General features: G+C 62.7%; 28 protein-coding genes and 1 pseudogene. 17 read left to right on the forward strand and 12 right to left on the reverse strand.

All coding sequences use genetic code 11. From position 1 onward, the window contains the following. Nucleotides 1–2 precede the first annotated feature (2 nt). Entirely contained in the window at nt 3–404 is a 402-nt protein-coding gene (locus NKJ40_RS00185) for a GFA family protein (protein WP_352463884.1), read from the reverse strand. Nucleotides 405–579: 175 nt separating this feature from the next. On the opposite strand from NKJ40_RS00185, the gene NKJ40_RS00190 reads away from it, so the two are divergent. From NKJ40_RS00190 to NKJ40_RS00205, 4 genes and pseudogenes are all read left to right on the forward strand, one after another. After that, nucleotides 580–1,359, forward strand: a complete 780-nt coding sequence (locus tag NKJ40_RS00190) for a TlyA family RNA methyltransferase (protein WP_352463885.1) — start codon at nt 580–582, stop codon at nt 1,357–1,359. Beyond that, nucleotides 1,356–2,597 (forward strand): class I SAM-dependent RNA methyltransferase, encoded by a 1,242-nt coding sequence (locus NKJ40_RS00195; protein ID WP_352463886.1) that lies wholly within the window; start codon nt 1,356–1,358, stop codon nt 2,595–2,597. The genes NKJ40_RS00190 and NKJ40_RS00195 overlap by 4 nt, the downstream gene beginning before the upstream one ends. Before the next feature lie 80 nt (nt 2,598–2,677). Further along, entirely contained in the window at nt 2,678–3,049 is a 372-nt protein-coding gene (locus tag NKJ40_RS00200; protein WP_352463887.1) for an antitoxin Xre/MbcA/ParS toxin-binding domain-containing protein, read from the forward strand. Next, nucleotides 3,042–3,546 (forward strand): annotated as a pseudogene (locus tag NKJ40_RS00205) (RES family NAD+ phosphorylase). Before NKJ40_RS00200 ends, NKJ40_RS00205 begins: the two are co-directional and overlap by 8 nt. Here the strand turns inward: NKJ40_RS00205 and NKJ40_RS00210 are convergent. The 3 genes from NKJ40_RS00210 to NKJ40_RS00220 form a co-directional block, all read right to left on the reverse strand. After that, nucleotides 3,543–3,806, reverse strand: coding sequence for an AbrB/MazE/SpoVT family DNA-binding domain-containing protein (locus tag NKJ40_RS00210; protein WP_352463888.1), 264 nt, complete (start codon nt 3,804–3,806; stop codon nt 3,543–3,545). The pseudogene NKJ40_RS00205 and the gene NKJ40_RS00210 overlap by 4 nt on opposite strands. Before the next feature lie 52 nt (nt 3,807–3,858). Next, complete coding sequence (gene tldD / locus NKJ40_RS00215; protein ID WP_352463889.1) at nt 3,859–5,271, reverse strand: metalloprotease TldD; 1,413 nt, start codon at nt 5,269–5,271, stop codon at nt 3,859–3,861. Nucleotides 5,272–5,399: 128 nt separating this feature from the next. Beyond that, the gene (locus NKJ40_RS00220) at nt 5,400–5,924 is read right to left on the reverse strand and encodes an invasion associated locus B family protein (protein WP_352463890.1); all 525 of its coding nucleotides are present in this window, start codon (nt 5,922–5,924) and stop codon (nt 5,400–5,402) included. Between the two features lie 371 nt (nt 5,925–6,295). On the opposite strand from NKJ40_RS00220, the gene coxB reads away from it, so the two are divergent. From coxB to rnhA, 11 genes are all read left to right on the forward strand, one after another. Then, nucleotides 6,296–7,174, forward strand: coding sequence for a cytochrome c oxidase subunit II (gene coxB / locus NKJ40_RS00225; protein WP_352463891.1), 879 nt, complete (start codon nt 6,296–6,298; stop codon nt 7,172–7,174). Nucleotides 7,175–7,212: 38 nt separating this feature from the next. After that, nucleotides 7,213–8,865, forward strand: a complete 1,653-nt coding sequence (gene ctaD / locus NKJ40_RS00230) for a cytochrome c oxidase subunit I (protein ID WP_352463892.1) — start codon at nt 7,213–7,215, stop codon at nt 8,863–8,865. A gap of 76 nt (nt 8,866–8,941) precedes the next feature. Continuing rightward, the gene (locus NKJ40_RS00235; protein ID WP_352463893.1) at nt 8,942–9,886 is read left to right on the forward strand and encodes a heme o synthase; all 945 of its coding nucleotides are present in this window, start codon (nt 8,942–8,944) and stop codon (nt 9,884–9,886) included. Further along, a complete protein-coding gene (locus NKJ40_RS00240; RefSeq protein WP_502903670.1) occupies nt 9,883–10,050 on the forward strand; it encodes a cytochrome c oxidase system small membrane protein in 168 nt (55 codons plus the stop codon). Before NKJ40_RS00235 ends, NKJ40_RS00240 begins: the two co-directional genes overlap by 4 nt. Before the next feature lie 7 nt (nt 10,051–10,057). Further along, entirely contained in the window at nt 10,058–10,690 is a 633-nt protein-coding gene (locus NKJ40_RS00245; protein WP_292657471.1) for a cytochrome c oxidase assembly protein, read from the forward strand. Between the two features lies 1 nt (nt 10,691). After that, the gene (locus NKJ40_RS00250; protein ID WP_292657474.1) at nt 10,692–11,573 is read left to right on the forward strand and encodes a cytochrome c oxidase subunit 3; all 882 of its coding nucleotides are present in this window, start codon (nt 10,692–10,694) and stop codon (nt 11,571–11,573) included. 82 nt (nt 11,574–11,655) lie between these two features. Then, entirely contained in the window at nt 11,656–12,042 is a 387-nt protein-coding gene (locus tag NKJ40_RS00255; protein WP_352463894.1) for a DUF983 domain-containing protein, read from the forward strand. Then, complete coding sequence (locus NKJ40_RS00260; RefSeq protein ID WP_352463895.1) at nt 12,039–12,794, forward strand: SURF1 family protein; 756 nt, start codon at nt 12,039–12,041, stop codon at nt 12,792–12,794. The genes NKJ40_RS00255 and NKJ40_RS00260 overlap by 4 nt, the downstream gene beginning before the upstream one ends. A 107-nt stretch (nt 12,795–12,901) precedes the next feature. Beyond that, the gene (ispH, locus tag NKJ40_RS00265) at nt 12,902–13,906 is read left to right on the forward strand and encodes a 4-hydroxy-3-methylbut-2-enyl diphosphate reductase (RefSeq protein WP_352463896.1); all 1,005 of its coding nucleotides are present in this window, start codon (nt 12,902–12,904) and stop codon (nt 13,904–13,906) included. Nucleotides 13,907–13,911: 5 nt separating this feature from the next. Continuing rightward, a complete protein-coding gene (locus NKJ40_RS00270) occupies nt 13,912–14,874 on the forward strand; it encodes a homoserine kinase (protein ID WP_352463897.1) in 963 nt (320 codons plus the stop codon). Beyond that, the gene (gene rnhA, locus NKJ40_RS00275) at nt 14,871–15,410 is read left to right on the forward strand and encodes a ribonuclease HI (protein ID WP_352463898.1); all 540 of its coding nucleotides are present in this window, start codon (nt 14,871–14,873) and stop codon (nt 15,408–15,410) included. The genes NKJ40_RS00270 and rnhA overlap by 4 nt, the downstream gene beginning before the upstream one ends. A gap of 19 nt (nt 15,411–15,429) precedes the next feature. Here rnhA and NKJ40_RS00280 read toward each other — a convergent pair whose 3' ends face one another. The 3 genes from NKJ40_RS00280 to NKJ40_RS00290 form a co-directional block, all read right to left on the reverse strand. Beyond that, nucleotides 15,430–15,909: a DUF2938 domain-containing protein gene (locus tag NKJ40_RS00280; RefSeq protein WP_352463899.1), complete on the reverse strand. Its 480-nt coding sequence runs from the start codon at nt 15,907–15,909 to the stop codon at nt 15,430–15,432. Between the two features lie 147 nt (nt 15,910–16,056). Beyond that, nucleotides 16,057–16,557: a peroxiredoxin gene (locus tag NKJ40_RS00285; RefSeq protein WP_292657494.1), complete on the reverse strand. Its 501-nt coding sequence runs from the start codon at nt 16,555–16,557 to the stop codon at nt 16,057–16,059. Nucleotides 16,558–16,640: 83 nt separating this feature from the next. Further along, complete coding sequence (locus NKJ40_RS00290) at nt 16,641–17,447, reverse strand: protein-disulfide reductase DsbD domain-containing protein (RefSeq protein ID WP_352463900.1); 807 nt, start codon at nt 17,445–17,447, stop codon at nt 16,641–16,643. Between the two features lie 147 nt (nt 17,448–17,594). On the opposite strand from NKJ40_RS00290, the gene NKJ40_RS00295 reads away from it, so the two are divergent. Continuing rightward, nucleotides 17,595–18,203, forward strand: coding sequence for a YqgE/AlgH family protein (locus tag NKJ40_RS00295; protein WP_292657500.1), 609 nt, complete (start codon nt 17,595–17,597; stop codon nt 18,201–18,203). 23 nt (nt 18,204–18,226) lie between these two features. Here the strand turns inward: NKJ40_RS00295 and NKJ40_RS00300 are convergent, their stop codons facing one another. The 4 genes from NKJ40_RS00300 to thrC are packed head-to-tail and all read right to left on the reverse strand — an operon-like array spanning nt 18,227 to nt 24,435. Further along, entirely contained in the window at nt 18,227–21,115 is a 2,889-nt protein-coding gene (locus NKJ40_RS00300) for an EAL domain-containing protein (RefSeq protein WP_352463901.1), read from the reverse strand. A gap of 3 nt (nt 21,116–21,118) precedes the next feature. Further along, entirely contained in the window at nt 21,119–21,715 is a 597-nt protein-coding gene (locus tag NKJ40_RS00305; RefSeq protein ID WP_292657505.1) for a GNAT family N-acetyltransferase, read from the reverse strand. A 15-nt stretch (nt 21,716–21,730) separates the two neighbouring features. Beyond that, nucleotides 21,731–23,023, reverse strand: coding sequence for a M16 family metallopeptidase (locus NKJ40_RS00310; RefSeq protein ID WP_292657506.1), 1,293 nt, complete (start codon nt 23,021–23,023; stop codon nt 21,731–21,733). Between the two features lie 14 nt (nt 23,024–23,037). Next, nucleotides 23,038–24,435: a threonine synthase gene (gene thrC / locus NKJ40_RS00315; RefSeq protein ID WP_352463902.1), complete on the reverse strand. Its 1,398-nt coding sequence runs from the start codon at nt 24,433–24,435 to the stop codon at nt 23,038–23,040. A gap of 128 nt (nt 24,436–24,563) precedes the next feature. Between thrC and NKJ40_RS00320 the strand changes: the two genes are divergently transcribed. Next, the gene (locus NKJ40_RS00320; protein WP_352463903.1) at nt 24,564–25,262 is read left to right on the forward strand and encodes a hypothetical protein; all 699 of its coding nucleotides are present in this window, start codon (nt 24,564–24,566) and stop codon (nt 25,260–25,262) included. Between the two features lie 38 nt (nt 25,263–25,300). On the opposite strand, the gene NKJ40_RS00325 is transcribed toward NKJ40_RS00320, so the two are convergent. Continuing rightward, entirely contained in the window at nt 25,301–25,990 is a 690-nt protein-coding gene (locus NKJ40_RS00325) for an HAD family hydrolase (protein ID WP_352463904.1), read from the reverse strand. Nucleotides 25,991–26,116: the final 126 nt, after the last annotated feature.

Here is a 26,116-nt window from a genome sequence, read left to right on the forward strand (position 1 = left end):
AACTAGAACCACATATCCCGCACACAGCGACCATCTCTCGGCAAATCCTCGAATGTATCGAGACCATCGAAATGGTCGATCGGGAGATCGGCGACCGCCTCGGGCGGCGCAAGCCTCACATTGACGGCGATGCGGTAGCGCCCAGCCGCATCGGGATGCAAACCGCGCCAGGCGAGGACGCAAGCGCACGTTGGACAGAAGAGAATCTCAAGCGAAGGATGAGCCCTTCCGATGCGCGTATAGGCGCTCACAGGCCCCGCAAGGCGGATGCGTTCGTCGACATAGTCGTAAGCCCAGAGCGTGCCGTAACGACGGCAAAGTGTGCAATTGCAGGCAGTGATCGAACCGGGATCGCCCTCCAGGGTCCAGTGGGCTGCGCCGCAGTGGCAGGTTCCCGTCAGCATGTTCCTCCTCCACGTTTCGACGGCTAAACGGCATCTCTTTCTTAGCATTGCGTCGGGTCTCGTGCGAGGTTCGACAAACAGCGCAGCGGCTGATGAGTTCACCCGCTTTTCCAACTATGCCTTGTCTCATCGCCAATATCCTTGCCATCATCGTTGGCATTCGCCATGAAGGCCGATGACTTCCCTTCCGCCAGCCAGCATACGCCAGCGGCTCGACGAATTGCTCGTCCAGCGCGGCCTGTTTGCCAGCCGCTCGCGTGCCCGCGACGCGGTCGAGCGCGGTACCGTGACGGTCGATGGCGTCGTCGCCCACAAGCCAGGCCAAACCGTTCTGCCTGAGTGCAACATCGTCGTTGACGATCCGGCGCAAGGTTACGTCTCGCGCGCCGCACTGAAGCTGAAGGCTGGTCTCGACCATTTCGGCCTCGACCCCACCGGTAGCGAAGCCCTCGATGTCGGTGCCTCGACCGGCGGCTTCACGCAGGTGCTGCTCGAACGCGGCGCGGCGCATGTCACGGCGATCGATGTCGGGCACGGCCAGATGCACTCCGACATTGCCGGCGATCCGCGCGTGACGGTGATCGAAGGCCTGAATGCGCGCGAACTGACTACCGCCCATCTCGGCGGCCGTGTGCCGGATTTCATCGTCTCGGATGTCAGCTTCATATCGCTGAAACTGGCGCTGCCGCCGGCGCTTGCCTTGGCCAGGAACGGCGCAAAAGCCGTGTTTCTGGTCAAGCCGCAATTCGAGGCCGGCCGCGAGGCGATCGGCAAGGGCGGCCTGCTGAAGGACCCCTATGATGCGGCGCGCATTGCCGGCCTGATGCAGGACTGGCTCGATGCCATTCCCGGCTGGCGCTCGCTTGGGCTGCATCTGTCGCCGATAGAGGGCGGCGACGGCAACCGCGAGTTCCTGCTCGGCGGCATCAAGGACGTCGAGACCCAGAAGCGATGAGCACCCGTTTCACGATCGCAAGGTTGGGCTCGCAGGGCGACGGCATCGCCGAGACGGAAACCGGCGAGGTTTTCATTGCATTCGCGCTGCCGGGAGAGGTCGTCACCGCCGCGCGGGAAAAAGACCGCGCCACTTTGATATCCGTGCTTGAGGCTTCGCCGCTGCGGGTCGATCCGCCGTGCCGGCATTTCGGCGCGTGCGGCGGCTGCGCCGTCCAGCATCTCGAGACTGAAGCCTATCACCAGTGGAAGCGCGAAAAGGTCGTGCATGCGCTGAAGAGCAAGGGCATCGCTTGCGAAGTCGGCGCGCTGGTGCCGTGCGCGCCGCACACGCGCCGCCGCGTCGTCTTCACCGCCCGGCGGAGCGAGGCGGGAATGCAGTTCGGCTTCGTCCGCGCGCTGTCATCCGAGATCATCTCGATCGAGGAATGCCCGATCTCGCTGCCGCAGATCGTCGCTGCGCTCGACCGTTTGAGGATGCTTGCTGGGCTGATCTGCACCACGACCAAATCGTTCCACATGGCGGTGACGGTGACCGGTTCCGGCCTCGATGTCGCGGTTCACGATTCCGGCAAGCTCGGCGAGAACCAGCGCCGCGTCGCCTCCAACTTCGTCATCGCCGAGGGGCTAGCCAGGCTGTCGGTCGACGGCGAGATCATTATCGAACCAAAGAAACCGGTCATCCTGTTTGGTGGCGTCGCCGTCGCAGTGCCTCCGGGCGCTTTCCTGCAGGCGACCGAGGCTGCCGAACAAGCGATGGCCAACATTGTCGGCCAGCATCTCGCGCGTGCCAAAAAGGTCGCCGATCTCTTCGCCGGCTGCGGCAGCTTCGCGCTGCGCCTGGCCGCAAGATCGGAGGTTCATGCGGTGGAAGGCGATGCGGCAGCACTCTCGGCGCTTGACCGGGCCTTCCGTTTCGCCAGCGGCCTGAAGCGGGTGACCGGCGAACGTCGCGACCTGTTCCGGCGGCCGCTCACATTCAAGGAGTTGAATGCCTTTGACGGCGTTGTCTTCGACCCGCCTCGCGCCGGCGCCGAGGACCAGTCGAAGCAGATCGCGCGCTCCGACGTGCCGCTCGTCGCCGCAGTGTCCTGCAATCCGGTAACGCTGGCGCGGGATCTTCGCATCCTCCTCGATGGCGGCTACGCCCTGAAAGGCGTTACGCCGATCGACCAGTTCCTGTGGTCGCCGCATGTCGAGGCCGTGGCGCTGTTGGAGAAGCCGAGACGAAGGCGATAGCAGCATTTATGGGGCGCGAAAATGCGCACCAACAAAGCGCATTTGAACGTGCGTTGTTCAAAATGTGCTAGGAAATTGCAATGAGCACCAAAGCCTTTGAGATTTCGGCATCGCGCTTCGGCGAGGAGCGGGCGCCGTTTCTCTCGCCAAGGCGGGTCGCTGAACTGCTGGGGATCAATATGACAGAACTGGCGGGCCTGACCGGTCTCGCGCGCAACACGCTTGCCGCCAAGACCGGCGCGCGCAAGGTGGACGCCGCATTGAGTCCCATAGTCCGCATCTTGGCGATGGCCGGCGAGATGGCCGGCGATGAACAGCGTGCGGCGATATGGTTCAAGCATCAGCCGATCCCCGGTCGGGCTGGAAAGACCGCCTACGATCTCGTTCGCGAAGGCAAGACGGACAAGGTGCTTGCCTATCTGGAGGCAGTCCGCTCCGGCATATATGCCTGAAACCAGGCTGACCCTATGGCACGCTTTTGTGCCGCGCTGGGCACATCTGCCGCTTTCTGGTGAAGGCGCGGAACGCTTCGGCGGCCGCTGGAATCCGATTGGCGCGCCGGCGATCTACGCTGCCCGGGAACTGTCCACGGCTCGGGCCGAGTACAATCAGGGTTTGTCCAGCACCCGGCGCCGATTGCACAATTGAAACTGTCAGGCGCCCGGCTGGCCGACCTGACAGACGCCGATACGCTGGCGCAGCTTGATGTAGCGGCGGGCATTCACCGATGCGAATGGCGTGACATCGTGGATAGAGGTTTTGTGCCCGAGACGCACCAGCTGAGAGTCCGCTTGCTTACCGACGGGCGGCACGGCGTGATCTACCCGTCCTTCATGTCGCCCGCGGCACATGCATCGCGCTGTGGCGCTGGAACGAAAACGATGCTCCGGGTCTCGAAATCATCGATCCCGACCATCGCCTGCCGAAAACACCGGGTTCATGGCTTTAGGCAGTTCGAGCTGCGGCGAGCACACCCGCCTCCATCTCTTCCAACGTCTTCGGCCTGCCTTTGTGGGGCAGGGATCCAAACACGTCCTCGGGCCGTGTCTCGGCGAAGACCCGCGCTGGTTTCAGCAGCACGCCCTCCGGAGTATCTTCGACCAGCAGACATGTGCCGGTGGCCCATTGCTTCTGCTCTCGGATCGCGCTGGGCAGCACGATGCTTCCGTCTGCCGAGACTGTGGTCGTGAGCCCTTTCATGGTAGGCATCGCGGCGCATCCTTTTAGCGAACGCAAGACATAAACCAGGTGACAGCCGCCATCAAACCCTGGTGCCGCCGACCGTCATCTGGTTCATCCTGAGATGCGGCTGGCCGACACCGACCGGCACACCCTGTCCGGCCTTGCCGCACATGCCGATGCCGGTGTCGAGCTTCATGTCGTTGCCGATCATCGAAACACGATGCATGGCATCCGGCCCGTTGCCGATCAGCATGGCGCCCTTGATCGGTTGCGTCACCTTGCCGTTCTCGATCATGTAAGCTTCGGTGCAGCCGAACACGAACTTGCCCGAAGTGATGTCGACCTGGCCGCCACCGAACGACACGGCATAGATGCCGTTCTTGACGGAGGCGATGATCTCGTCCGGCTCCATGTCGCCTGCTGTCATGTAGGTGTTGGTCATGCGCGGCATAGGCTCGTGCGCGTAACCTTGGCGTCGCCCGTTGCCGGTGGCCTTCATGCCCATCAGCCGGGCATTCTGGCGGTCCTGCATGTAGCCGACCAGCTTGCCATCGTCGATCAGCACGTTATGAGCCGAAGGCGTGCCTTCGTCGTCGACGGTCAGCGAACCTCGCCGCTCGGGTATGGTGCCGTCGTCAACGACGGTGACGCCTTTCGCCGCCACCTGCTGACCAAGCAGGCCGGCAAAGGCCGACGTCTTCTTGCGGTTGAAATCGCCTTCCAGCCCGTGGCCGACGGCCTCGTGCAACATGACGCCCGGCCAGCCGCTCGACAGCACGATGTCGAAAGTGCCGGCAGGTGCTGGAACCGCTTCGAGATTGACCAGCGCTTGCCGCAGTGCCTCCCTGGCCGCGTGCCGCCAGCTATCCTCGACCAGGAATTCGCCAAAATCCTTGCGGCCTCCCATGCCGTAGGAGCCGCTCTCCTGGCGGTCGCCGTCGCCGACCACCACAGATACGTTGATCCTGACCAGCGGGCGGATGTCGCGCACCATCTGGCCGTCGGCGCGCACGATCTCGACATGCTGCCAGGAGGCGGCGAGCGACGCCGTCACCTGCCTGACGCGCGGATCCTCGGACCGCAGCCATGCATCGATTTCCTGGAGCAGCTTGGCCTTGGTCTCGAAGGAAGGCGAGGGGATAGGGTTTCCGTCGCCGTAGAGATGGCGGTTGGTGCGGGCAGGCGCTGCGGCAAGCGTGCCGGAATAGCCGCTCTTCACCGTCGAAACGGCATCGGCGGCGCGCAGCAGCGAGGCCTCGGAGAGATCGCTGGAGTGGGCGTAGCCGCTGGCTTCGCCGGCGACGGCGCGCAGGCCGAAACCCTGGTCGGTGTTGAAATTCGCGGTCTTCAGCTTGCCATTGTCGAACATCAGCGATTCGCTCTCGCTGTATTCGAGAAACAGTTCACCGTCGTCGGCGCCGTTAATAGTCTCGGCAACGATCTGCTTGATGCGATCGTCGGAAATGTCGAATTGGCCGATCAGGCTGTTCATGGCAGATCCATTCGCAGGAGGATTGTTTCCCACGATGTAGGCGCGAAGGCCCGCACAGACAATCTGAAATGAGATTTTGCCGTGACCGCGGCCGGTCAACATCACTGGATCGTGCTACAACACCGCGTTCAGGGCAGGGCGGCGAAGCCGTCGGCGAAACCCTTGAGGTCGACGGGAATGCCGATGCCTTCTTCCGGCGTCTGGAAGACGATGAAGGTCGCCGACGTTCCGGTCTTCAGCGTGTCGAGCAGCGGCTTTTCCAGGATGACCTCGGCATAGCAGCCGTCCTGGAAACAGCGCACGAAGTAGGCGCGGCCGATGTCCTTGCCGTCGACATTGAGGCCGAGGCCGTTGGGCAACAGCACGCCGAGCGGCGCCAGCACACGCAGGATTTCGGCCTTGTTGTCGGCTGTGCGCAGCACGACGACGGAAAGACCCATTTCCGGACGGTCCTCGGCGACGACGTTCTGCATCATCACGCATTGTTCGGACGTAGCACCGGCCGGCGTATCGCAGATGATCGACCAAGCGCCATGCGTCGACTTCACCGTGCCGCTTGGCTGCGCGGCATTGGCCAGGCCGGCGCAGGGCAAGGCTATTGCGGCGGCAACAAGGATGACCTTCGCCAAGGTTCTCGAAAGCCAAGGGTTCATGACGGCTCCATTGCGAATCACGGCACTTTAAGCCGCACTAAACCCAAGTAAAGGACGAGACCCCGGCGATCTGCCCCGACACAGGCGACAATGCGCTTTTCAGTGCGAATTTCGCCCTAATTGCGACGGCTCCGCGCGCCGCGCGGCTCATTCCACCCGGATGCCGGTTCGGTGATTCGCGGCGAGCGGTCACCGCACGAAGCCGGAGCCGCGCTTGCGCGCAAAAATGCCGCACGGGTTCCGGCGCTCCTTTCTTGCGGAGGCAAATAGAGTATGGTTTGAACCAGCCTTGAATTGTCCGGGATTCCCGTCCCGGCATTGTTCGACATTCTTGCGGTCCGGTCGCGAGGAACTGGGAGATGACGAGGGCGATGAGAAAATTCCTGGCAACCGCCAAAATCGTAGCTAGTGCCGCCGCCACGTTGTTTGCCGCTGCATCCGCTCATGCAGCCCAGCCCCAACCTTGGGAAACCAGTTTTCAGCCTCCGGCGACCGACATTATGAGGCAGATCGAGTGGTTCGGGAACTACTCGTTCGCGTTCATCATTGTGATCACCGCCTTGGTGCTTTTTCTGATCGCCTACTGCATTTTGAGATTCCGGGCGAGCGTCAACCCGACCCCGTCGCGCACCAGCCACAATACGCTGATCGAGGTCATCTGGACTGTCGGTCCCGTCGTCATCCTGCTCTGTCTGGCCATTCCCTCGTTCCAGCTGCTGACCGCGCAGTACACGCCACCGGAAGAAGCCAAGCTGACCGTCAAGGCGACCGGCAATCAGTGGAACTGGGACTACGAATACCAGGTCGACAACACGCTTTCCTTCAATTCCGCGATCCTTCAGGATGGCGACAGGGCTGCTGCCGGCAAGGAAGATCGCGCCGCGTATCCGCGCCTGCTCGCCGTCGACAATGAGATGGTGGTGCCGGTCAGCACCATGACCCGCGTGCTGGTGACGGCGACCGACGTCATTCACGCCTTTGCCATGCCGTCCTTCGGCATCAAGACCGACGCGGTTCCGGGCCGCATCAACGAGGTTTGGTTCAAGGCCGACAAGGAAGGCCTCTATTACGGCCAGTGCTCGGAACTCTGCGGCAAGGACCACGCCTTTATGCCGATCGCCATTCGCGTCGTCTCCGATGCGCAATACAAGACCTGGCTGGCGGCAGCCAAGACCGACCTTCCCGGCGCCAACAAGGCGCTGATGGCCGAGGTCGATGGCACGAACAAGGTAGCGGCCGCCGGCAACTGATGCCGCGACCAGAAAAGATCCAGGGAACGGAGCCGACCATGGCAGACGCTGCAGCTCACGACGACCACGACCACAAGCCGTATCATGGCTGGGTCCGTTGGGTGTATTCGACCAACCACAAGGACATCGGTACGCTTTATCTGATCTTCGCGATCATGGCGGGCTGCATCGGTGCCGCCTTGTCGGTCGTCATGCGCATGGAATTGCAGGAGCCGGGCATCCAGATCTTCACTGGCCTGGCGCAGATGGTCTACGGCATGAACGGCGACGCCGCCATCGACGGCGGCAAGAGCATGTACAATGCTTTCACCACCGCGCATGCGCTGATCATGATCTTCTTCATGGTGATGCCGGCGCTGATCGGCGGCTTTGCCAACTGGATGGTGCCGATCATGATCGGCGCGCCGGACATGGCCTTCCCGCGCATGAACAACGTGTCGTTCTGGCTGCTGCCGCCGGCTTTCATCCTGCTGATTTTCTCGGCCTTCGTCCCGAGTGCGCCCGGCGCCTACGGCGTCGGCGGCGGCTGGACGCTTTATCCGCCGCTATCGACATCGGGCCAGCCTGGACCGGCCATGGATCTGGCGATCCTGTCGATCCACATCGCCGGCGCTTCCTCGATTCTTGGCGCCATCAACTTCATCACCACCATCTTCAACATGCGCGCGCCCGGCATGACCATGCACAAGATGCCGCTGTTCGCCTGGTCGGTGCTGATCACCGCCTTCCTGCTGCTTCTGTCGCTTCCGGTGCTGGCCGGCGGCATCACCATGCTTTTGACCGACCGCAACTTCGGCACCACCTTCTTCGCTCCGGACGGCGGCGGCGATCCGATCCTGTTCCAGCACCTGTTCTGGTTCTTCGGCCATCCGGAGGTCTACATTCTGATCCTGCCGGGTTTCGGCATCATCAGCCATATCATCTCGACCTTTTCGAGGAAGCCGATATTCGGCTATCTCGGCATGGCCTATGCGATGGTTGCCATCGGCGCGGTGGGCTTCATCGTCTGGGCCCACCACATGTACACGACGGGCCTGTCGCTCGACACTCAGCGCTATTTCGTCTTTGCCACCATGGTCATCGCGGTGCCGACGGGTGTGAAGATCTTCTCGTGGATCGCCACTATGTGGGGCGGGTCGATTTCGCTCAAGACCCCAATGCTGTGGGCGATCGGCTTCATCTTCCTGTTCACTGTCGGCGGCGTCACCGGCGTGCAGCTGGCCAATGCCGGCCTCGACCGCCCGCTGCACGACACCTATTTCGTGGTCGCTCACTTCCACTACGTGCTGTCGCTGGGCGCGGTCTTCGCCATCTTCGCCGGCTGGTACTACTGGTTCCCGAAAATGACCGGCTACATGTACTCGCCGGTGATCGCGAACACCCACTTCTGGGTCACTTTCGTCGGCGTCAACCTGGTGTTTTTCCCGCAGCACTTCCTCGGCCTTTCCGGAATGCCGCGTCGTTATATCGACTATCCCGATGCCTTCGCCGGCTGGAATATGGTGTCGTCCTACGGTTCGTACATCTCGGCTGTCGGCGTCGTCATCTTCCTGTTCGGCGTCTTCGAGGCGTTCCAGAAGAAGCGGGTCGCCGGCGCCAATCCCTGGGGCGAGGGTGCGACCACGCTGGAATGGCAGCTGCCTTCGCCGCCGCCGTTCCACCAGTGGGAACAGTTGCCGAAGATCAAGTAGGTGGTTGCCTCCTTTAATACGGAACCGCCGGCCCGCCGGCGGTTTTGGCCAACGGAATGATGGACTTTAAGTACGCATGGCCCTTGCCGAAGACAGACTGATTGACGAGCCGGGCTTCCGCATGTCGGAAGCGACGGCGGGCGATTTCTTCGCCCTGCTGAAGCCGCGCGTCATGTCGCTGGTAGTGTTCACCGCGTTTGTCGGCATGGTCGCCGCCCCGGTGACCATCAATCCGCTGCTGGCGGTGATCGCGATCCTGGCTATTGCCATTGGTGCTGGCGCGTCCGGTGCGCTCAACATGTGGTACGACGCAGACATCGATGCGGTGATGACGCGCACCGCCGGCCGTCCCGTGCCGGCCGGCCGCATCCGGCCAGGCGAGGCATTGAGTTTCGGGTTGGTGCTGTCGGTTCTGTCGGTGATGACGCTCGGCGTGCTGGTCAACTGGTTGGCCGCATCGCTTCTGGCCTTCACCATCTTTTTCTATGCCGTCATCTACACGATGTGGCTGAAGCGCTGGACGCCGCAGAACATCGTCATCGGCGGCGCTGCCGGTGCCATTCCGCCGGTCATCGGCTGGGCGGCGGTAACCGGATCGGCCAGCCTCGAAAGCTTGGTGCTGTTCCTGATCATTTTCCTGTGGACGCCGCCGCATTTCTGGGCGCTCGCGCTGTTCAAGTCGGAGGACTATGCGAAGGCAGGCATTCCGATGATGCCGAATGTCGCCGGCCAGGCCTCGACCAGGCGCCAGATCTTTGCCTATGCGCTGGTCCTCGCACCGGTTGGCGTGCTGCCATGGATTCTCGGCTTCACCACGCCAGCCTATGGCGTCGTTGCGTTGCTGCTCGGCGCCGGCTTTGTCTGGTATGCGTGGAAGGTGCTGCAAATGGCCGATGACGACCGGGCGATGAAGCCGGCCAAGGCCTTGTTCGGCTATTCGCTGCTCTATCTCTTCGCCATCTTTGCCGCCTACCTTGGCGATTGCGTCGTCGCGCGCGCGCTGACTATCGGTGGAGCATGAGCATGACCGAAAAAAAGCTTGAACTGGTCACGCTGACCGAACGTCAGCAGAAGGCCCGCCGCAATCGCTCGGCCGCAATCGGTTTCGCGCTGGCGGCGCTGGTCGTCATATTCTACGTCGCGACCATCGTGAAATTTGGTCACAGTTTCCCCGGCTCGATGTGAGCTGACGATGACCAGGCAAACAGTCACCGATCCTACGAAGAAAAATACGAACCGCGTCGTCGCTGGCGTCTGCATCGCGTTCTTCGGCGGCATGATCGGCATGGCCTACGCCGCGGTGCCGCTCTATGCGATGTTCTGCCAGGCGACAGGCTACGGCGGCACCGTCAAACGAGCGACCCAGCAATATGCCGATCGGGTACTCGACCGCGACATCACCATCCGCTTCGATGCCAACACCGTCGGCGTTCCCTGGCAATTCCAGCCGGTCGCCCGCTCGATCACCATCAAGATCGGCGAGACCGCCGAGGCGCATTTCAGCGCGACCAACAAATTCAGCCGGCCCATCACCGGACGCGCCACCTTCAACGTGCAGCCTGAACTGGCCGGACCTTACTTCAACAAGGTCGAGTGTTTCTGCTTCACCGACACGACGCTGAAGCCGGGCGAGACACTGGACATGCCGGTCGTCTTCTATGTCGATCCCGACATCGTCAACGCGCCGGAGTTGAAGGATTTGAGGACGATTACCCTGTCCTACACGATGTTCCCGGTCGACAAGACCAAGCCGGTCGCATCATCGGTGCCGGCCGACGGCCGCCGCAACAAGATTTCAGATACCGAAGCAAGCCTCGGGGGTTGATATGGCAGACGCACACGCAAAACCACAACATGACTACCACCTCGTCGACCCGAGCCCGTGGCCTTTCCTGGGCTCCGTCGGGGCGCTGGTAACCGCGCTCGGCGGCGTCTGTTACATGCAATATCTCAAGGGCGGCGATTTCCCGATCTTCGGTTTCAACATCGCCAACCCATGGCTGTTCTTCATCGGCCTGCTGATCGTCATCTACACGATGTTCGCCTGGTGGTCGGATACGATCAAGGAAGCGCATGAGGGACACCACACCCGTGTCGTGTCGCTGCATCTGCGCTACGGCATGATCATGTTCATCGCCTCAGAGGTGATGTTCTTCGTCGCCTGGTTCTGGGCCTTCTTCGACGCCAGCCTGTTTCCGGGCGAGGTCCATCAATACGCCCGTACCGCCTTCACCGGCGGCGTCTGGCCACCCAAGGGCCTCGAAGTTCTCGACCCCTTCCATCTGCCGCTCTACAACACCGTCATCCTGCTTCTGTCGGGCACCACGGTGACCTGGGCGCACCACTCGCTCATCCACGGCGACCGCAAGGGCCTGATCAACGGCTTGGTGCTGACCGTCGGCCTCGGCATGCTGTTCACCATGGTGCAGGCCTACGAGTACATGCACGCGCCGTTCGGCTTCAGGGATTCAATCTACGGCGCCACCTTCTTCATGGCGACCGGCTTCCATGGTTTCCATGTCATCATCGGCACGATCTTCCTGCTGGTCTGCCTGATCCGCGCCATGAAGGGCGACTTCACGCCCAAGCAGCATTTCGGCTTTGAGGCCGCCGCCTGGTACTGGCACTTCGTCGACGTGGTGTGGCTGTTCCTGTTTGCCTCGATCTACGTCTGGGCATCGAACGGCGCGATGATCGAACCGCACTGAGATCGACCTGAGGAAATCGACAAGGCGGCTGCGGCGACGTGGCCGCCTTATCTTTTGCGGCAAATGCTCCTAGGATGACCTCATGAGCGACGACAAGGCGATCTGGCCACCAATCGATCCGATCTCGGCCGGCCTGCATGGCCGCTGCCCCCGCTGTGGCGAGGGCAGACTGTTCTCTGGGTTCCTCACGGTCGGCAATCGCTGCACCAATTGCGGCCTCGATTATTCCTTCGCCGATGCCGGCGACGGGCCGGCGGTGTTCGTTATCCTGATCATCGGCTTCATCGTCGTCGGCCTGGCGCTGTGGATGGAGGTGACGCTCAATCCGCCGCTCTGGCTGCATCTGCTGCTGTGGATTCCGCTGACGCTGGTGCTTTGCCTGGCGGCGCTCCGGCTGATCAAGGGCGTGCTGCTGACGCTGCAATACCGCAACAAGGCGGCCGAGGGCCGGCTGGACCGCGGCGAATGAGCGAGGCATCAGGTTTGGTGGCCGGCCGGTCGCGGCCGAAGCGCGCATTGGCGCTCGGCCTGGGTATCGTCGTGTTTTTGATACTGCTGGCGCTCGGCACCTGGCAGGTTCAGCGCCTGCACTGGAAAGAGGGCCTTCTCCAGACGATAGACCAGCGGACGCATTCGGCGCCTGTGCCATTGGCCGAGGTCGAAAAGCGGTTTGCTGCCACCGGCGACGTGGACTACACGCCGGCAACGGTGACCGGCACTTTCCTGCATCAAGGCGAGCGGCATTTCCTCGCCACCTGGGAAGGCCAGTCCGGTTTCGATGTCTTCACGCCGCTGCAGCTCGACGATGGCCGTTTCGTACTGATCAACCGCGGCTTCGTGCCTTACGATTTCAAGGACCCAGCCAAGCGGCCGCAGGGGCAGGTAACGGGCGAAGTGACAGTGACGGGGCTCGCCCGCAACCCACTGCCGGCCAAGCCCTCGACGATGCTTCCCGACAATGATCCGCAGAAGAACATCTTCTACTGGAAAGATCGTGACGCGATGGCCTCGAGCGCCGGCTTGCCGGCAGGAGCTGCGCTGGTGCCGATCTTCATCGATGCGAACGCCACGGCCAACCCCGGCGGGCTGCCGGTTGGCGGTGTCACCGTCATCGACCTGCCGAACAGCCATCTGCAATATGCGATAACCTGGTACGGCCTTGCCGCCGCCCTTGCCGGCGTCCTGATCTCCTGGCTCCGCCGCCCGGCGAAAGACCAATGATCGCCGCCACTACCCTTGACAGGGCAGGGCCGCACACCTCATTTCGCGCCTTGAGCTCTGAAGTCATAGTCCGATCAACCGGCCTACAATCAGCGTAAGATGCAATCATGCTTCATACAAAGCCACCGCTGACCATCCGGCTCTGCCAGCCGCGCGGTTTCTGTGCGGGCGTTGACCGTGCCATCCAGATCGTCGTCCTGGCGCTGAAGAAATACGGCGCGCCGGTTTATGTCCGCCACGAGATCGTGCACAACCGCTACGTCGTCGAAGGGCTGCAAAGCCTCGGCGCGGTGTTCATCGAGGAGCTCTCCGAGATCCCGCCCGAGCATCGCCAGAGCCCGGTCGTCTTTTCGGCGCATGGCGTTCCGAAATCGGTACCGGCCGACGCCCGGTCCCGCAACCTATTCTATCTCGACGCGACTTGCCCGCTGGTCTCGAAAGTCCACAAGCAGGCAATGCGCCATCAGCGGCTTGGCCGCCACGTGCTTTTGATCGGCCATGCCGGGCATCCGGAGGTGATCGGCACAATGGGCCAGTTGCCGGACGGCGCGGTCACTCTGATCGAGACCGAAGCCGACGCCGCAAGCTTCGTGCCTGCAGACCCGCAAGCGCTCGGCTTCGTGACCCAGACGACGCTGTCAGTCGAGGACACCGCCGGTATCATCCGCGCGCTGCAGCAACGTTTTCCCGAGCTGCACGCGCCGGCGGCGGAATCGATCTGTTATGCCACCACCAATCGCCAGGAAGCAGTCAAGGAAACAGCGGCCGGCGCCGATCTCTTCCTGGTTGTCGGCGCACCTAACTCCTCCAACTCGCGACGCCTGGTCGAAGTGGCCGAGCGCGCCGGCGCCTCGATGTCGCTTCTCGTGCAGCGCGCCTCCGAAATTCCGTGGAATGACATTGCCGGCATCTCGACGCTCGGCCTGTCGGCGGGCGCCTCGGCGCCGGAGATCATCGTCGACGAGATCGTCGATGCGTTCAGGCAGCGCTTCGACGTGACCATCGAGCTGGCCGTGACGGCGACGGAGACGGAGGACTTTCCGGTGATGCGGGTGTTGCGCGATGTCGAACTGACGGCAGCCGACATGGCCTTCGTAAACGGGGCTGCGTAGCAACGATGGCGGTCTACACCGACGTCAATGAGGGCGAGCTCGGCGCGTTCCTCAGCAACTATCCGGTCGGCGATCTCTTGTCCTACAAGGGCATCGCCGAAGGCACCGAAAACTCGAATTTTTTACTGCACACCAGCAGCGGCTCCTACATCCTGACGCTTTACGAGAAGCGCGTCGACAAGGCTGACCTGCCGTTCTTTCTCGGCCTCATGGCCCACCTCGCCAGAAAGGGCATTTCGTGCCCGCTCCCGGTCACCGCACATGATGGCGGTGTGATCGGAACACTTGCCGGCCGGCCGGCGGTCATCATCACCTTTCTCGAAGGCCTGTCGCTGCGGCGGCCGACGGCTGCGCATTGCGGCGAGGTCGGCAAGGCGCTGGCGGCACTGCATCTCGCCGGCGCGGATTTTCCGATGACCCGCCCCAACGCCCTTGCCATCGATGGCTGGCGCAAGCTGTGGAATGCCGCCCGCGCCCGCGCCGATGAGGTCGAGCCGGGACTGGCGGCCGAGGTCGATGCCGATTTCGCCGATTTCGAGCGAAACTGGCCGAACGGTCTGCCGCAGGGCATCATCCATGCCGATCTTTTCCCGGACAATGTGTTCTTCCTCGGCGAGAAGCTGTCCGGGCTGATCGACTTCTATTTCGCCTGCAACGACCTCTACGCCTATGACGTTGCCACGTGCCTCAACGCCTGGTGCTTCGAGAAGGATTTTTCCTTCAATCTGACCAAGGGCACGGCGCTGCTTGCCGGCTACCAGAGCGTGCGGCCGTTGAGCAGTGACGAGAAAGCTGCGCTGCCGATGCTGGCGCGCGGCTCGGCGCTGCGCTTCATGCTGACCCGACTCTACGACTGGCTGACGGTTCCGGACGGCGGGCTGGTGATGAAACGCGACCCGACCGAGTATATCCGCCGGATGCGCTTCCACCGGGCGATCAACTCTCCATCTGAATATGGACTGACATGACCAAGCGCGTTGAAATCTTCACCGATGGTGCTTGTTCGGGCAATCCCGGGCCTGGCGGCTGGGGCGCAATCCTGCGCTTCAACGGCGCCATCAAGGAGCTCCATGGTGGCGAGGCTCTGACCACCAACAACCGCATGGAGTTGTTGGCCGCCATCTCGGCGCTTAATGCGCTCAAGGAGCCCTGTGCCGTCGATCTTTATACCGACAGCAACTATGTCAAGGACGGCATTTTCAGCTGGATCGACGGCTGGAAGCGCAACGGCTGGAAGACGGCGGCCAGGCAGCCGGTGAAGAATGCCGAGCTGTGGCAGCAGCTCGACGCCGCGCGTAACCGCCATCAGGTCACCTGGCATTGGGTCAAGGGCCATGCCGGCCATCCCGAGAACGAGCGCGCCGACGAATTGGCGCGGCTCGGCATGGCGCCATTCAAGACGAAGTCGGCGAAACCCGTGCTCGCGTCCGTGCTGCCGAAGGAAGGCACCCAATCCAAGCAATCAGCGGCCAAGAAGGTTCGGCGCTCGACCCAGAGTTATTGAATTCGGTCGAACTGGCGTGTCAGCGGATCAGCAGGGCGGTGCCGAACAGTCCGATTGCGAACACCGTGTGCGACACAAGATTGAGGGCGCGGACCTGCATCGGATTGGGGCGCTTCGAAGCGGCCCAGCCGGCACCCATGCCGGGCGCCAGCAGGAACCAACCGGCGCCGACGGTGACCATGCCGAGGATAAAGGCCGGCAGGAAGGTCGGCGCGGTGAGCCAGGCCGTTCCGGCCAGCACGACCAGAATGATGCCGTAGACGATGCCGACAGCGTAATGAAAGGCCCAGCCAAGCGCCGATTCATGCGCGTAGGGCGAGGCCTCGCCAATGTCGTCATGGAAGACCTTGCCTTCCCTGAGATGCCAGACCCAGCGGCCGACCAGCCCCCAGTTCGGTCGCGGTTGGGCAAAGGCCTTGTTCAGGAAAATCGCCCACACATCCATAAGCGCGGTTGCGCCGATACCGATCGCGACGCTGCGCCAGACGATGTCAGACATAATCGAGGTCCCCAAAAGCAAGCAGTTCCGAAGCGCCGACGCATGGCCCCGAAAACCGGGTCGGCTTTCGCAAGGATCATGCGCCGATGCAAAAGTCAGCGTCCTTTGGACGCTGAGCGCTCGAAGGCGCCCTTTGCCGTCCCTGGCCTAGGCTGTCGCCAAGACGGAAAGCTGTCCGAGAATGTGAGCCGCACCGGATTCGTCGACGCCGGGCTTTGTCTCGACATTGAGCGCGGTGACCTTGCCGTCGTCGACGATCATCGAAAAACGCTTCGAGCGCAGCCCCATGCCGCCGCTGGAGAGGTCGGCGTCGAGGCCGACCGATTTGGCGAAATCGCCATTGCCATCGGCAAGATAAAGGATTTTGCCTTCACCGCCGCTGAAGCGGGCCCAAGCCCCCATGACGTGAACATCGTTGACCGAGACAACGGCGATAGTGTCGACGCCGCGCGCCAGGATGGCGTCGTAATTATCCAGATAGCCGGGCAGATGATTGTTGCTGCAGGTCGGCGTGAAAGCGCCTGGAACCCCAAACAGCACGACCGTCTTTCCTGAGAATATCTCGCCCGTCGTGATCGGCTTTGCACCGTCGGCGGTCATTGTCTTGAAGGTCGCATCGGGCAGTTTGTCGCCAACGGAGATCGTCATGATGGTCCTCGCTTGAGAATGGAAAGGGAGTGTCCTTGCGATAGCGAACTAAGGCGCGCCCGGCAACCGTCCAGACGTTGGCATCACGGAAAAGGCAGCAGGCCTTCGACCGCGCCAGCGGCACTTGTCAGTGTATAGTGCAGGCCGCCGTCGGTTGGCGTTGTCGACGGCCTGTCGAGGATCGGCACAGTAAAGATCAGCTTGCCATCCTTTTCGCTGCGCGCCGGGGCACCGAACATGTAGTCGCGTTCGCCGGCAACGAAGAAGTCGGCGCCCTCGAGGCTGCCCGGAAAGCTCGCTTCGACAATCAGCGTTTCGTGGTCGCCCGGCAGTACGTTTATGCCGAAATCGGGCGTTGCCGTGGCGGGCAGGGTGGCAAGGCCTGCCTTGACCAGTGCCGCGTCCTCGGCGTTGTCCGGATCGGCGCCGGGATCGACGGTCAGCCTCGTCTGCACCGGGATGCAGATGGTTTCGCAAATGCCGAGGAAGATATCCGCATCGATGACGGCCGGCTGGCCGGGTGCGGCAAGCGTGAACGTCACCGGCAACGAAACCGGGTGGTCGTAGCCGGCCCATTTGCCATAGCCGTCGTCATGGCGCTGCGGCGGCGGAAACGAAAGCGTCGCGTCGGCAATGTTGGTGCTGGCCGAGACGTCGATCTGTGGCGGCACGCCCGCATCGCCCGGATCGCGCCAATAGGTTTTCCAGCCGGGCTTCAGCGCAATGTCGAGGACGCCCTGGAGACGTCCGGCCTCGTCGGCTTTGCCGCTTGTTACCAGCCGCACCCTGCCGCCTTCGCTGTTGTACCAGGCCGATGAGGAGGCTGAGGCGGGGAGGCCGGTCGCCGATCCAATGGCAACACTAAGCAGCAGGATTTTCAAGCTTTGCATGACGGTGATTTGATCGTCCGTTGATGGCCGCACAATGATTTCATGACGCGGCCGGCATCATATTTGCGTGACCTTCGATTTACGAGCCTGATCAAATCGGGCGCCGCCCATCTTTTCGACGCTTCGGAAACGCGTTACGCTGTGGCCATGGATTTGTTGCGCCATAAAAGGACGGCCGCAGGACCCGGCTTTCTCGACGACCAGTTCCTGATTGCCATGCCCGGCATGAAGGACGACCGCTTCACGCGCTCTGTCATCTATATTTGCGCGCACAGCGACGAAGGCGCGATGGGGCTGATCATCAACCAGACGCAGCAGATGCTGTTTCCGGACCTGCTCGTACAACTTGGCATCATGAATGAGATGGAGGCGATCCGCCTGCCACCGCCGGCGCGCGACTTCGTCGTGCGCAATGGCGGACCGGTGGATCGCAGCCGCGGCTTCGTCCTGCATTCGGGCGACTACCGGGTGGAATCCTCGCTCGCCGTGTCCGACGACGTCTGCCTGACCGCGACCGTCGACATATTGCGCGCCATCTCCTCCGGCCGCGGACCCCGGCGGGCGCTGATGGCGCTCGGTTATGCCGGCTGGGGTGCGGGCCAGCTTGAAAACGAGATCGTCGAGAATGGCTGGCTGACTTGCCCGGCAAGTGCCGAGCTTCTGTTCGACGCCGACATCGACCGCAAATACGACCGGATTCTTGCCTCGATCGGCATCGATCTCGCGCATCTCAGCTTGGCTGCCGGTCACGCCTGAGCCTCATCACGTCCCGAAAGTTGTCACGCTTGAGTGAGCGGGTACTGTTCCTTCAGCGTCTTCAGCACCTGGTCGCCCGGCATCGGCGCGCCGAACATGAAGCTCTGCACGTATTCGCAGCCCATCTGCCGCAACTCCAGCGCATCGCTCTCGTCCGAAATGCCTTCGGCGACAACCGACAGGCCGAGTTCATGCGCCATGTTGACCATGGATTTGAGCAGCACCGCGCGTTTCGGCGTCGCGTCGTCGACGAAGCTCTTGTCGATCTTGATGGTGTCGAACGGAAAGCGCGTCAGATAGGCCAGCGATGAATAGCCGGTGCCGAAATCGTCCAGCGACAGGCCGATGCCAAGCTGCTTTAGCTTGGTCAGCACATGAGCGGTCTGCTCCGGATTGTCCATCACCAGCGATTCGGTGAGTTCGAGCCTGAAGCAGCGCGGTTTCAGATTGGCCCGCGCGATCACCGAGCGGACGTCGCTGACCAGGTCGCGGCGGATGAGCTGGCGGCTGGACAGATTGACCGAGACCGACAGCGGCGCATCGCCGATCTGCTTTTGCCATCCCGCCAGGTCTTCGGCAGCCTGCTGCATGGCGAACAGCCCAAGCTGCACGATCAGGCCGCAGTTTTCGGCAACCGGAATGAAATCCGCCGGCGGGATCATGCCGCGCCGCGGATGGTCCCAGCGCAGCAAGGCTTCGAAGCCGGCAACGCTGCCGTCCTCCAGCCGCACGATCGGCTGATAGGCAAGCGTGAATTCGCGTCGCTCGATGGCGCGGCGCAGGTCGGACTCGAACTGCAGCCGGTCGGTGCCGACCGTGCGGAAGGCGGGCCGGAAAGGCTCGATCCTGTCGCCGCCGAAGCGCTTGGCTTGATGCATGGCAAGCTCGGCATCCTTGACCATGTCCTCGGCCGAGGTCTGCGTTGACGTCCAGGTGATCAGCCCGATCGAGGCGGTCAGCACGATCTCGCGCTTGGCGAAGGTGATCGGGTTGTTGATTGCGTGCTTGATGGCATCGGCAATGGCCGCGATGCGAGCCGGATCCTGCTCCGACAAAAGCATCAGCGCGAACTGGTCGCCGGCAAAGCGCGACAGCGAATCCTTCGGCTTGAGCAGCCGGTGCAGCCGCCGCGCGATGGTCAAAAGGATGGTGTCGCCGGCCGAGATGCCGAGCCCGTCATTGACCTGCTTGAAGCGGTCGATGTCGATGACGAAGACAGTCGGGCGCACCTTCTCTTCGGTGCGGGCGATCGAAATGATCGCCTCCAACCGGTTCATGAACAGCTCGCGGTTGGGCAAGCCCGTCAGATTGTCGTGCACGGCGTCGTGCAGCAGCCGTTCCTCGGATTTCTTCTGCTCCGTCACGTCGACCATGGTGCCGACGCAGCGGATGACCTCGCCGTCCGAGCCGATCACCGGCCGGGCGCGCAGCGAAAACCAGTGATAGTGCCCGTCAGCGCCGCGCAGGCGGAAGTTTTGTGACACCCGGCCGCGCCGGTGCTCGAGCACTACGTCGAGCGTCGTACGAAACGTGTCGCGGTCGTCGGCATGCAGCACCGGCAGCCAGTTGCGGGCGGGACCGCCGAGGCTGTTGGGCGCAAGACCGAGCTGGATGCTGACGTCGGGACGAGTGACGACACGGTCGCGCAGCACGTCCCAGTCCCACACAGTATCGCCCGATCCGGCAACCGCCAGCGCCTGGCGCTCGAGATCGGAGAACAGGCCCTGATGCAGGGCGCCGCCGGCAAAAGCGTGCTGCATCACGGTGAAGCCGATCAGCAGGATGATGAGGATCAGCCCGCCGCCCAGCGCCGGCTGGGCGATATCGTTGTCCAGCATGCCGGTGATCGCCATCCACGATCCACATAGCCACAGCAGAACCATCACCCAACTGGGCACCAGCATGATGGCGCGGTCGTAACCGCGGATACCGAGGAAGATGATCAGGCCGAGCCCGGTCAGCGCGGTAGCGGCGAAGGACAGCCTGGCAATGCCGGCGGCAACCGCCGGATCGATGATGGCGACACCGGCGATCAGCACCAGCCCGAGAATCCAGACCAGTGCGCCGTAGCTGAAATGGCCGTGCCACCGGTTGAGGTTGAGATAGGCAAACAGGAACACCACGAAGGTCGCCGCAAGCGCCACCTCCGTTCCGGCGCGCCACATCTGCTCATTGCCCGGTGAGATTTCTATGATCTTGTTGAGAAAGCCAAAATCGACGCAGATATAGGCAAGCACCGCCCAGGCTAGGGCCGCCGTTGCCGGGAACATCGAGGTCCCCTTGACGACGAAAAGAATGGTCAGGAACAGCGCCAGCAGGCCGGCGATGCCGATGACGATGCCACGAAACAGCGTGTAGGAATTGACCGAGTCCTTGTAGGATTCAGGGTCCCACAGATAGACCTGCGGCAGCTTGGGCGAGGCGAGCTCGGCGATGAAGGTAATCACCGTTCCGGGGTTCAACGTGACCCGGAACACGTCGGCGTCGGGGCTGGTCTGGCGGTCGAGCGCAAAGCCTTCGCTGGGCGTGATCGCGGCGATACGGGTCGAGCCGAGATCCGGCCAGAACAGGCCGGAATTCACCAGCCGGAAATGCGGTGCGACAATCAGCCTGTCGAGCTGCTGGTCGGTGGTGTTAGCGAGCGCGAACACCGCCCAGTCGCCGGTCGAGCGTGCGTCATTGGCCTCGACCTCGATGCGCCGCACGATGCCGTCCGGGCCGGGCGCCGTCGAGACCTGGAAATTCTCGCCTTGGTTGCGGTAGATTTCGACGGCGCCCGAAAGGTCGAGCGCCACGTCGTCGCGGGCAATCTTGATCGGTTCGACCGCAAACGCCGAGGATGCCGCGCAGAGCGTGACGATTGCCGCCAGCATAAAGGCAAGCAGCGACCCGTTGCGCAGAAAATTCGTCAAAAATCAGTCCTTTGTTCCAACGCCCGGCGGATCGTCCGCGATTCGGGCGTATAGGTAATGATCCTGCCAGATGCCGTTGATCCTCAGATAGGATCGTAGCAGTCCTTCGCGCCGGAATCCGGCTTTTTCAAGCACGCGGATCGACCGGGCGTTATCGGGGATACAGGCAGCTTCGATCCGGTGCAACCGCAGCGTTTCGAAGGCGAAACGCGTCACCACCTTGACGGCATCAGTCATCAGGCCGCGTCCGCTGAAGCGCTCGCCGATCCAGTAGCCGATATGGCCGCTTTGGGCGACCCCGTGGCGGATATTGCCGAGGGTGATACCGCCGGCCAGCTTGCCGCTGCTTTTCTCGAAGATGAAGAAGGCGATCGCCGTCCCCTGCGCGTAGTCCTCGCGGTAGCGGCCGATACGATGCCGCCACGCCGTGCGGTCGAGCTCGTCAGGGGTCCATCGCGGTTCCCACGGCTCAAGAAAGGCGCGGCTTTCGCCGCGCAGCACCGACCACTCGCGATAGTCGTTGGTCAGCGGTACGCGCAGCGTGACAAGGTCGCCCTTCAGTGCCGGCAGGTCGCGGCGAAAGAAAGGGAGCGCGAACACGACGCTCGAATAGGCTTAGACGGCGAGCTTGCGGGCAGTGGTCTGCGTGCCCGAAAGCGAATCGAGGATCGCTTCATAGGGCGCGAGCGTACCCACCGGCCCGACGGCTGTAAGCGTCGGCTTGGTCGAAAAAAGCCGAGACGACAGATCCGTCAGCCGCTCGACAGTCAATGCCGACAGCCGCTCCATCAGCTCTTCCTTGGCGATTGGCCTGCCGAACAGAAGCAACTGCCTGGCGATCTGCGAGGCGCGACTGGCCGGGCTCTCGGCCGACATGATCAGCCCGGCGCGGTATTGGGCACGCGCCCGGTCGAGCTCCTCCTGCAGGATGTTTTCACCGGCCTTTTGCAGCTCATCGATAATCACAGGCACCAGCTCGGCAATATCGCTTTGTCCGGTCGCCGCATGGACCCCGAAGACGCCGGTGTCGGAAAAACCCCAATGGAAGGCATAGACCGAATAGCACAGGCCGCGTTTTTCGCGCACTTCCTGGAAAAGTCGCGACGACATGCCGCCGCCCAGGATCATCGAAAGGACCTGAGAGGCATAGAAATCGCGGACGTGATAGGCGCGGCCCTCGAAACCCAGCACGATCTGCGCGTCCATCAGGTCACGGTCTTCGCGAAAATCGCCGCCGACATATTGCGCATATTGCGGGATGGTGCCGTCGGCCTTGCCGCGGAAGCTGCCGAGACGCTTTTCGACCTCGCGCACGAAGTCGTCGTGCTTGATATCGCCGGCCGCCACCATCACCATGTTCTCGGCGCCGTACTGCCGTTCGATGAAGTCGTGCAGCTGCTTCGAAGTGAAGGATTTGACAGTTTCCGGCGTGCCGAGAATCGAGCGGCCGATAGTCTGGTGGCGGAAGGCGGTCTCGGTAAAGTGATCGAAAACGACATCGTCGGGCGTATCGTGCGCGGCGCCGATCTCCTGCAGAATCACATGCTGCTCTCGCTCCAGCTCCTGCGGATCGAATTCGGATTCCTGCAGGATGTCGGAAAGGATATCGACCGCCAGCGGCACATCGTCGCTCAGAACCCTTGCATAATAGGAGGTCGTCTCGACACTGGTGGCGGCATTGATCTCGCCGCCGACGTCCTCGATCTCCGAGGCGATCTCGAAGGCGCTTCGCCGCCTGGTGCCCTTGAAAGCCATGTGCTCGAGCAAGTGCGCCATTCCGTGCTCTTCGTCACGCTCGTTGCGTGCGCCCGACTTGACCCAGGCGCCAAGGGCAACAGATTCGAGGCTTGGAAGGGTTTCGGTGGCGACTGTCAGGCCGTTCGACAGACGGCTTACCTCAACACCCATATGGCAATTACTCCCTAACGCGCCGCCCGCGTGTGGCGGCCGAGATAATCTTCCACCATTTTCAGGTCGGATGGAAGTACCGTGTATTTTTCCTCGGCGCTCATCAACCCGCCTAGCCATGCAGGCAGGGCAGGCGACACGCCGCTGGCGGCTTCGACGGCGGCCGGAAACTTTGCCGGGTGTGCAGTGCCCAGCACCACCATCGGCACCTCACCCGTAGCCTTGCCGGCGGCCACATGCACGGCTGCGGCCGTATGCGGGTCGAGCAGATAGCCGCTCGCCGCAAGTGTGGTGCGGATGGTGGCGGCGACCTCGTCCATGGTGGCGCGGCCGGCGTCGAATTCGGAGCGGATCCTGGCGATTTCGCCGGCCTCGATGGTGAAGGCGCCGGACTGCTTGAGCCCGTCCATGTAGCGCCGCACGGTCGAGGCATCGCGGCCGGACCCCTCGAACAGCAAGCGTTCGAAGTTCGAAGACACCTGGATGTCCATAGAGGGCGACGTGGTCGAAAAGACCCCCTTCGTGCGGTATTCGCCGGTCGCCAGCGTGCGCGCCAGAATATCGTTGTCGTTGGTGGCGATGATCAGCCGTTCGATCGGCAGCCCCATCTTCTTGGCGGCGTAGCCGGCGAAGATGTCGCCGAAATTGCCGGTCGGCACGGTGAAGGAAACCGGCCTGTCGGGCGCGCCGAGCGACAGCGCGGAGGAGAAATAATAGACGATCTGGGCCATGATGCGGGCCCAGTTGATCGAGTTGACGCCGGACAGCGATACCCGGTCGCGAAAACCGTGGTCGTTGAACATGTCCTTCACCAGGCCCTGGCAGTCGTCGAAATTGCCTTCGATCGCCAAGGCGTGGACGTTTGCGGCCGTCGAGGTCGTCATCTGCCGCTGCTGTACCGGCGAGACGCGGCCGTGCGGGAAAAGCACGAAGATGTCGGTGCGGTTGCGCCCGGCAAAGGCATCGATGGCGGCCCCTCCGGTGTCGCCGGAGGTGGCACCGACAATGGTGGCGCGCTGGTCGCGCTCGGCCAGCACATGGTCCATCAGCCGGGCAAGAAGCTGCATCGCCACGTCCTTGAACGCGAGCGTCGGGCCGTGGAAAAGCTCGAGCACGAAGCTGTTCGGCCCGGTCTGCACCAGCGGGCAGACGGCCTCATGGCGGAAGGTCGCATAGGCTTCGCGCACCAGCCGTTCGAACACCGGCGCCGCGATCTCGCCGCCGAGGAAAGGCGACAGCACACGGATGGCAAGATCGGGATAGGCAAGGCCGCGCATCGCGCGGATCTCGGCTGCGGAAAAATGCGGCCAGGCGCTCGGCAGGTAGAGCCCGCCGTCGCGCGCCAGTCCGGCCAGCACCGCGTCGGAAAATCCAAGCGCGGGCGCTTCCCCGCGGGTACTCACATATTGCATCGTCACGTTTCCATTGTTGCCGGGAATTTTCGCCCGCCGCGAGGTGGTGGATTTCTGCGCTGGCTCAGTCGCATTTTTGCCGCGCGGTTGATATACGTCACCGGCTTTGCGAGAGGGAAGTGCAGTTCATGGCGTTTCATTCATTCAACGGTCGTTTTGTCGCGGGTCTGGCGCTCACCGGCTTTATGCTTGCCGCCGCAGGCTGCCAATCGAGCGACAATGGCATTCTCGGCTTCGGCAAGAAGGACACGACACCGCCACCGCCACCCGACCCCAAGGTGCTTTCCAGCCAGCTGCAGGCCTATTGTCCGAAAGTGACGTTGCGTGACGGCACCGCTTTCTTCAATACTTACGCCAAGAGCGGTCCGAAGCCGAAGAAAAAAACCGATGTCGCCGCCGAGGAAGCCGCCCAGCCGGCAGCGGACGGGGCAGGCGTCGATCAGCCGGACGATTCCGCCAAGATCATCTATCAGGCTTCGATCACCGATGTGACCCGCGACTGCAGCCGCGCCAACGGCTCCCTGTCGATGAAGATAGCCGTCGCCGGCAAGGTCGTGCCTGGCCCGATGTTTACCCCCGGCACCATCACCATGCCGATCCGCATCGCGGTGATGCACGGCACCGAAGTTCTTTATTCGCAGCTTCACTCCTATCAGGTCCAGGTCACCGATCCTTCGAGTGCCACGCAGTTCGTCTTCACCGATTCCAGCGTCGTCGTTCCGGAGCCGACGGCGCGGGACTACCAGGCATATGCCGGGTATGACGAGGGCGCTCCGAAAGTAGCGACAGACAAGCCGAAGAAGAAGAAAGCCGCCGCGACCAACTGAGCCGCTGCATTCGCGCCACGGGGGTTGGAGGCGGCCTCTCAGGCGTCCGCCGACCATTCCGACAGCGCGGCGATCACGCTTTTCAGTTCCGCCCAGCGGCGGATGACCGTTTCCGCGCCGGCCTCGGTCAGCGCATCGGCGTGGCCGGGATAGCTGTGCGCCGCGCCGGTAAAGCCGATGACGCGCATTCCCGCCGTCTTGGCGCCGGTGACGCCATGCACGGAATCCTCGATGACGAAGGTGTTCGCAGGATCGGCCTTGAGCTTTTCCGCGGCGAACCGAAACACGTCCGGCGCCGGCTTGGTTTTCCCGGTCGGGGTTTCCAGCGAGGAAAAGATACGGCCGGCAAAGAACGGCAAAAGCTGCACCTTCTCCAGCATGAATTCGATCCGCTCCGAACGCGAATTCGAACAGACGCAGCGCGGCACTGCTACCGCGGCGACAGCTTCGTGCGCCCCGTCGATGGCACGCACGTCGCTGCGCAGCCGGCGATCGACCAGTTGTTCCTCCTTGTCGATCAGCGAGGCCTGGAACGGGATCCGGGACTTTTCCTCGACCCGCATCATGATGTCCTTGAAAGTCAACCCGGCATAGACCTCGGAAATCTCCTCGGCCGATATCTCGTAGCCGGCCGAGGTCAAAAGCTCGGCATCGATACGCGCGGCGATGATTTCGGAATCGACGAGCACGCCGTCGCAATCGAAGATGACAAGATCTAGCTGGGGCATGGTGATCCGGAAAGCGGGATGAAGGTATGCCGAGGGCCCTTTGGTCCAAACGGCTCAGGCGGCGCGGCATACACCAACAGGCCGGGCTTCGCAAATTCGGCAGTCTGCTTCACTGAATATTTACGC

It is taken from the genome of Mesorhizobium sp. M0119 (genome assembly GCF_040322615.1).
GTDB lineage: Bacteria > Pseudomonadota > Alphaproteobacteria > Rhizobiales > Rhizobiaceae > Mesorhizobium.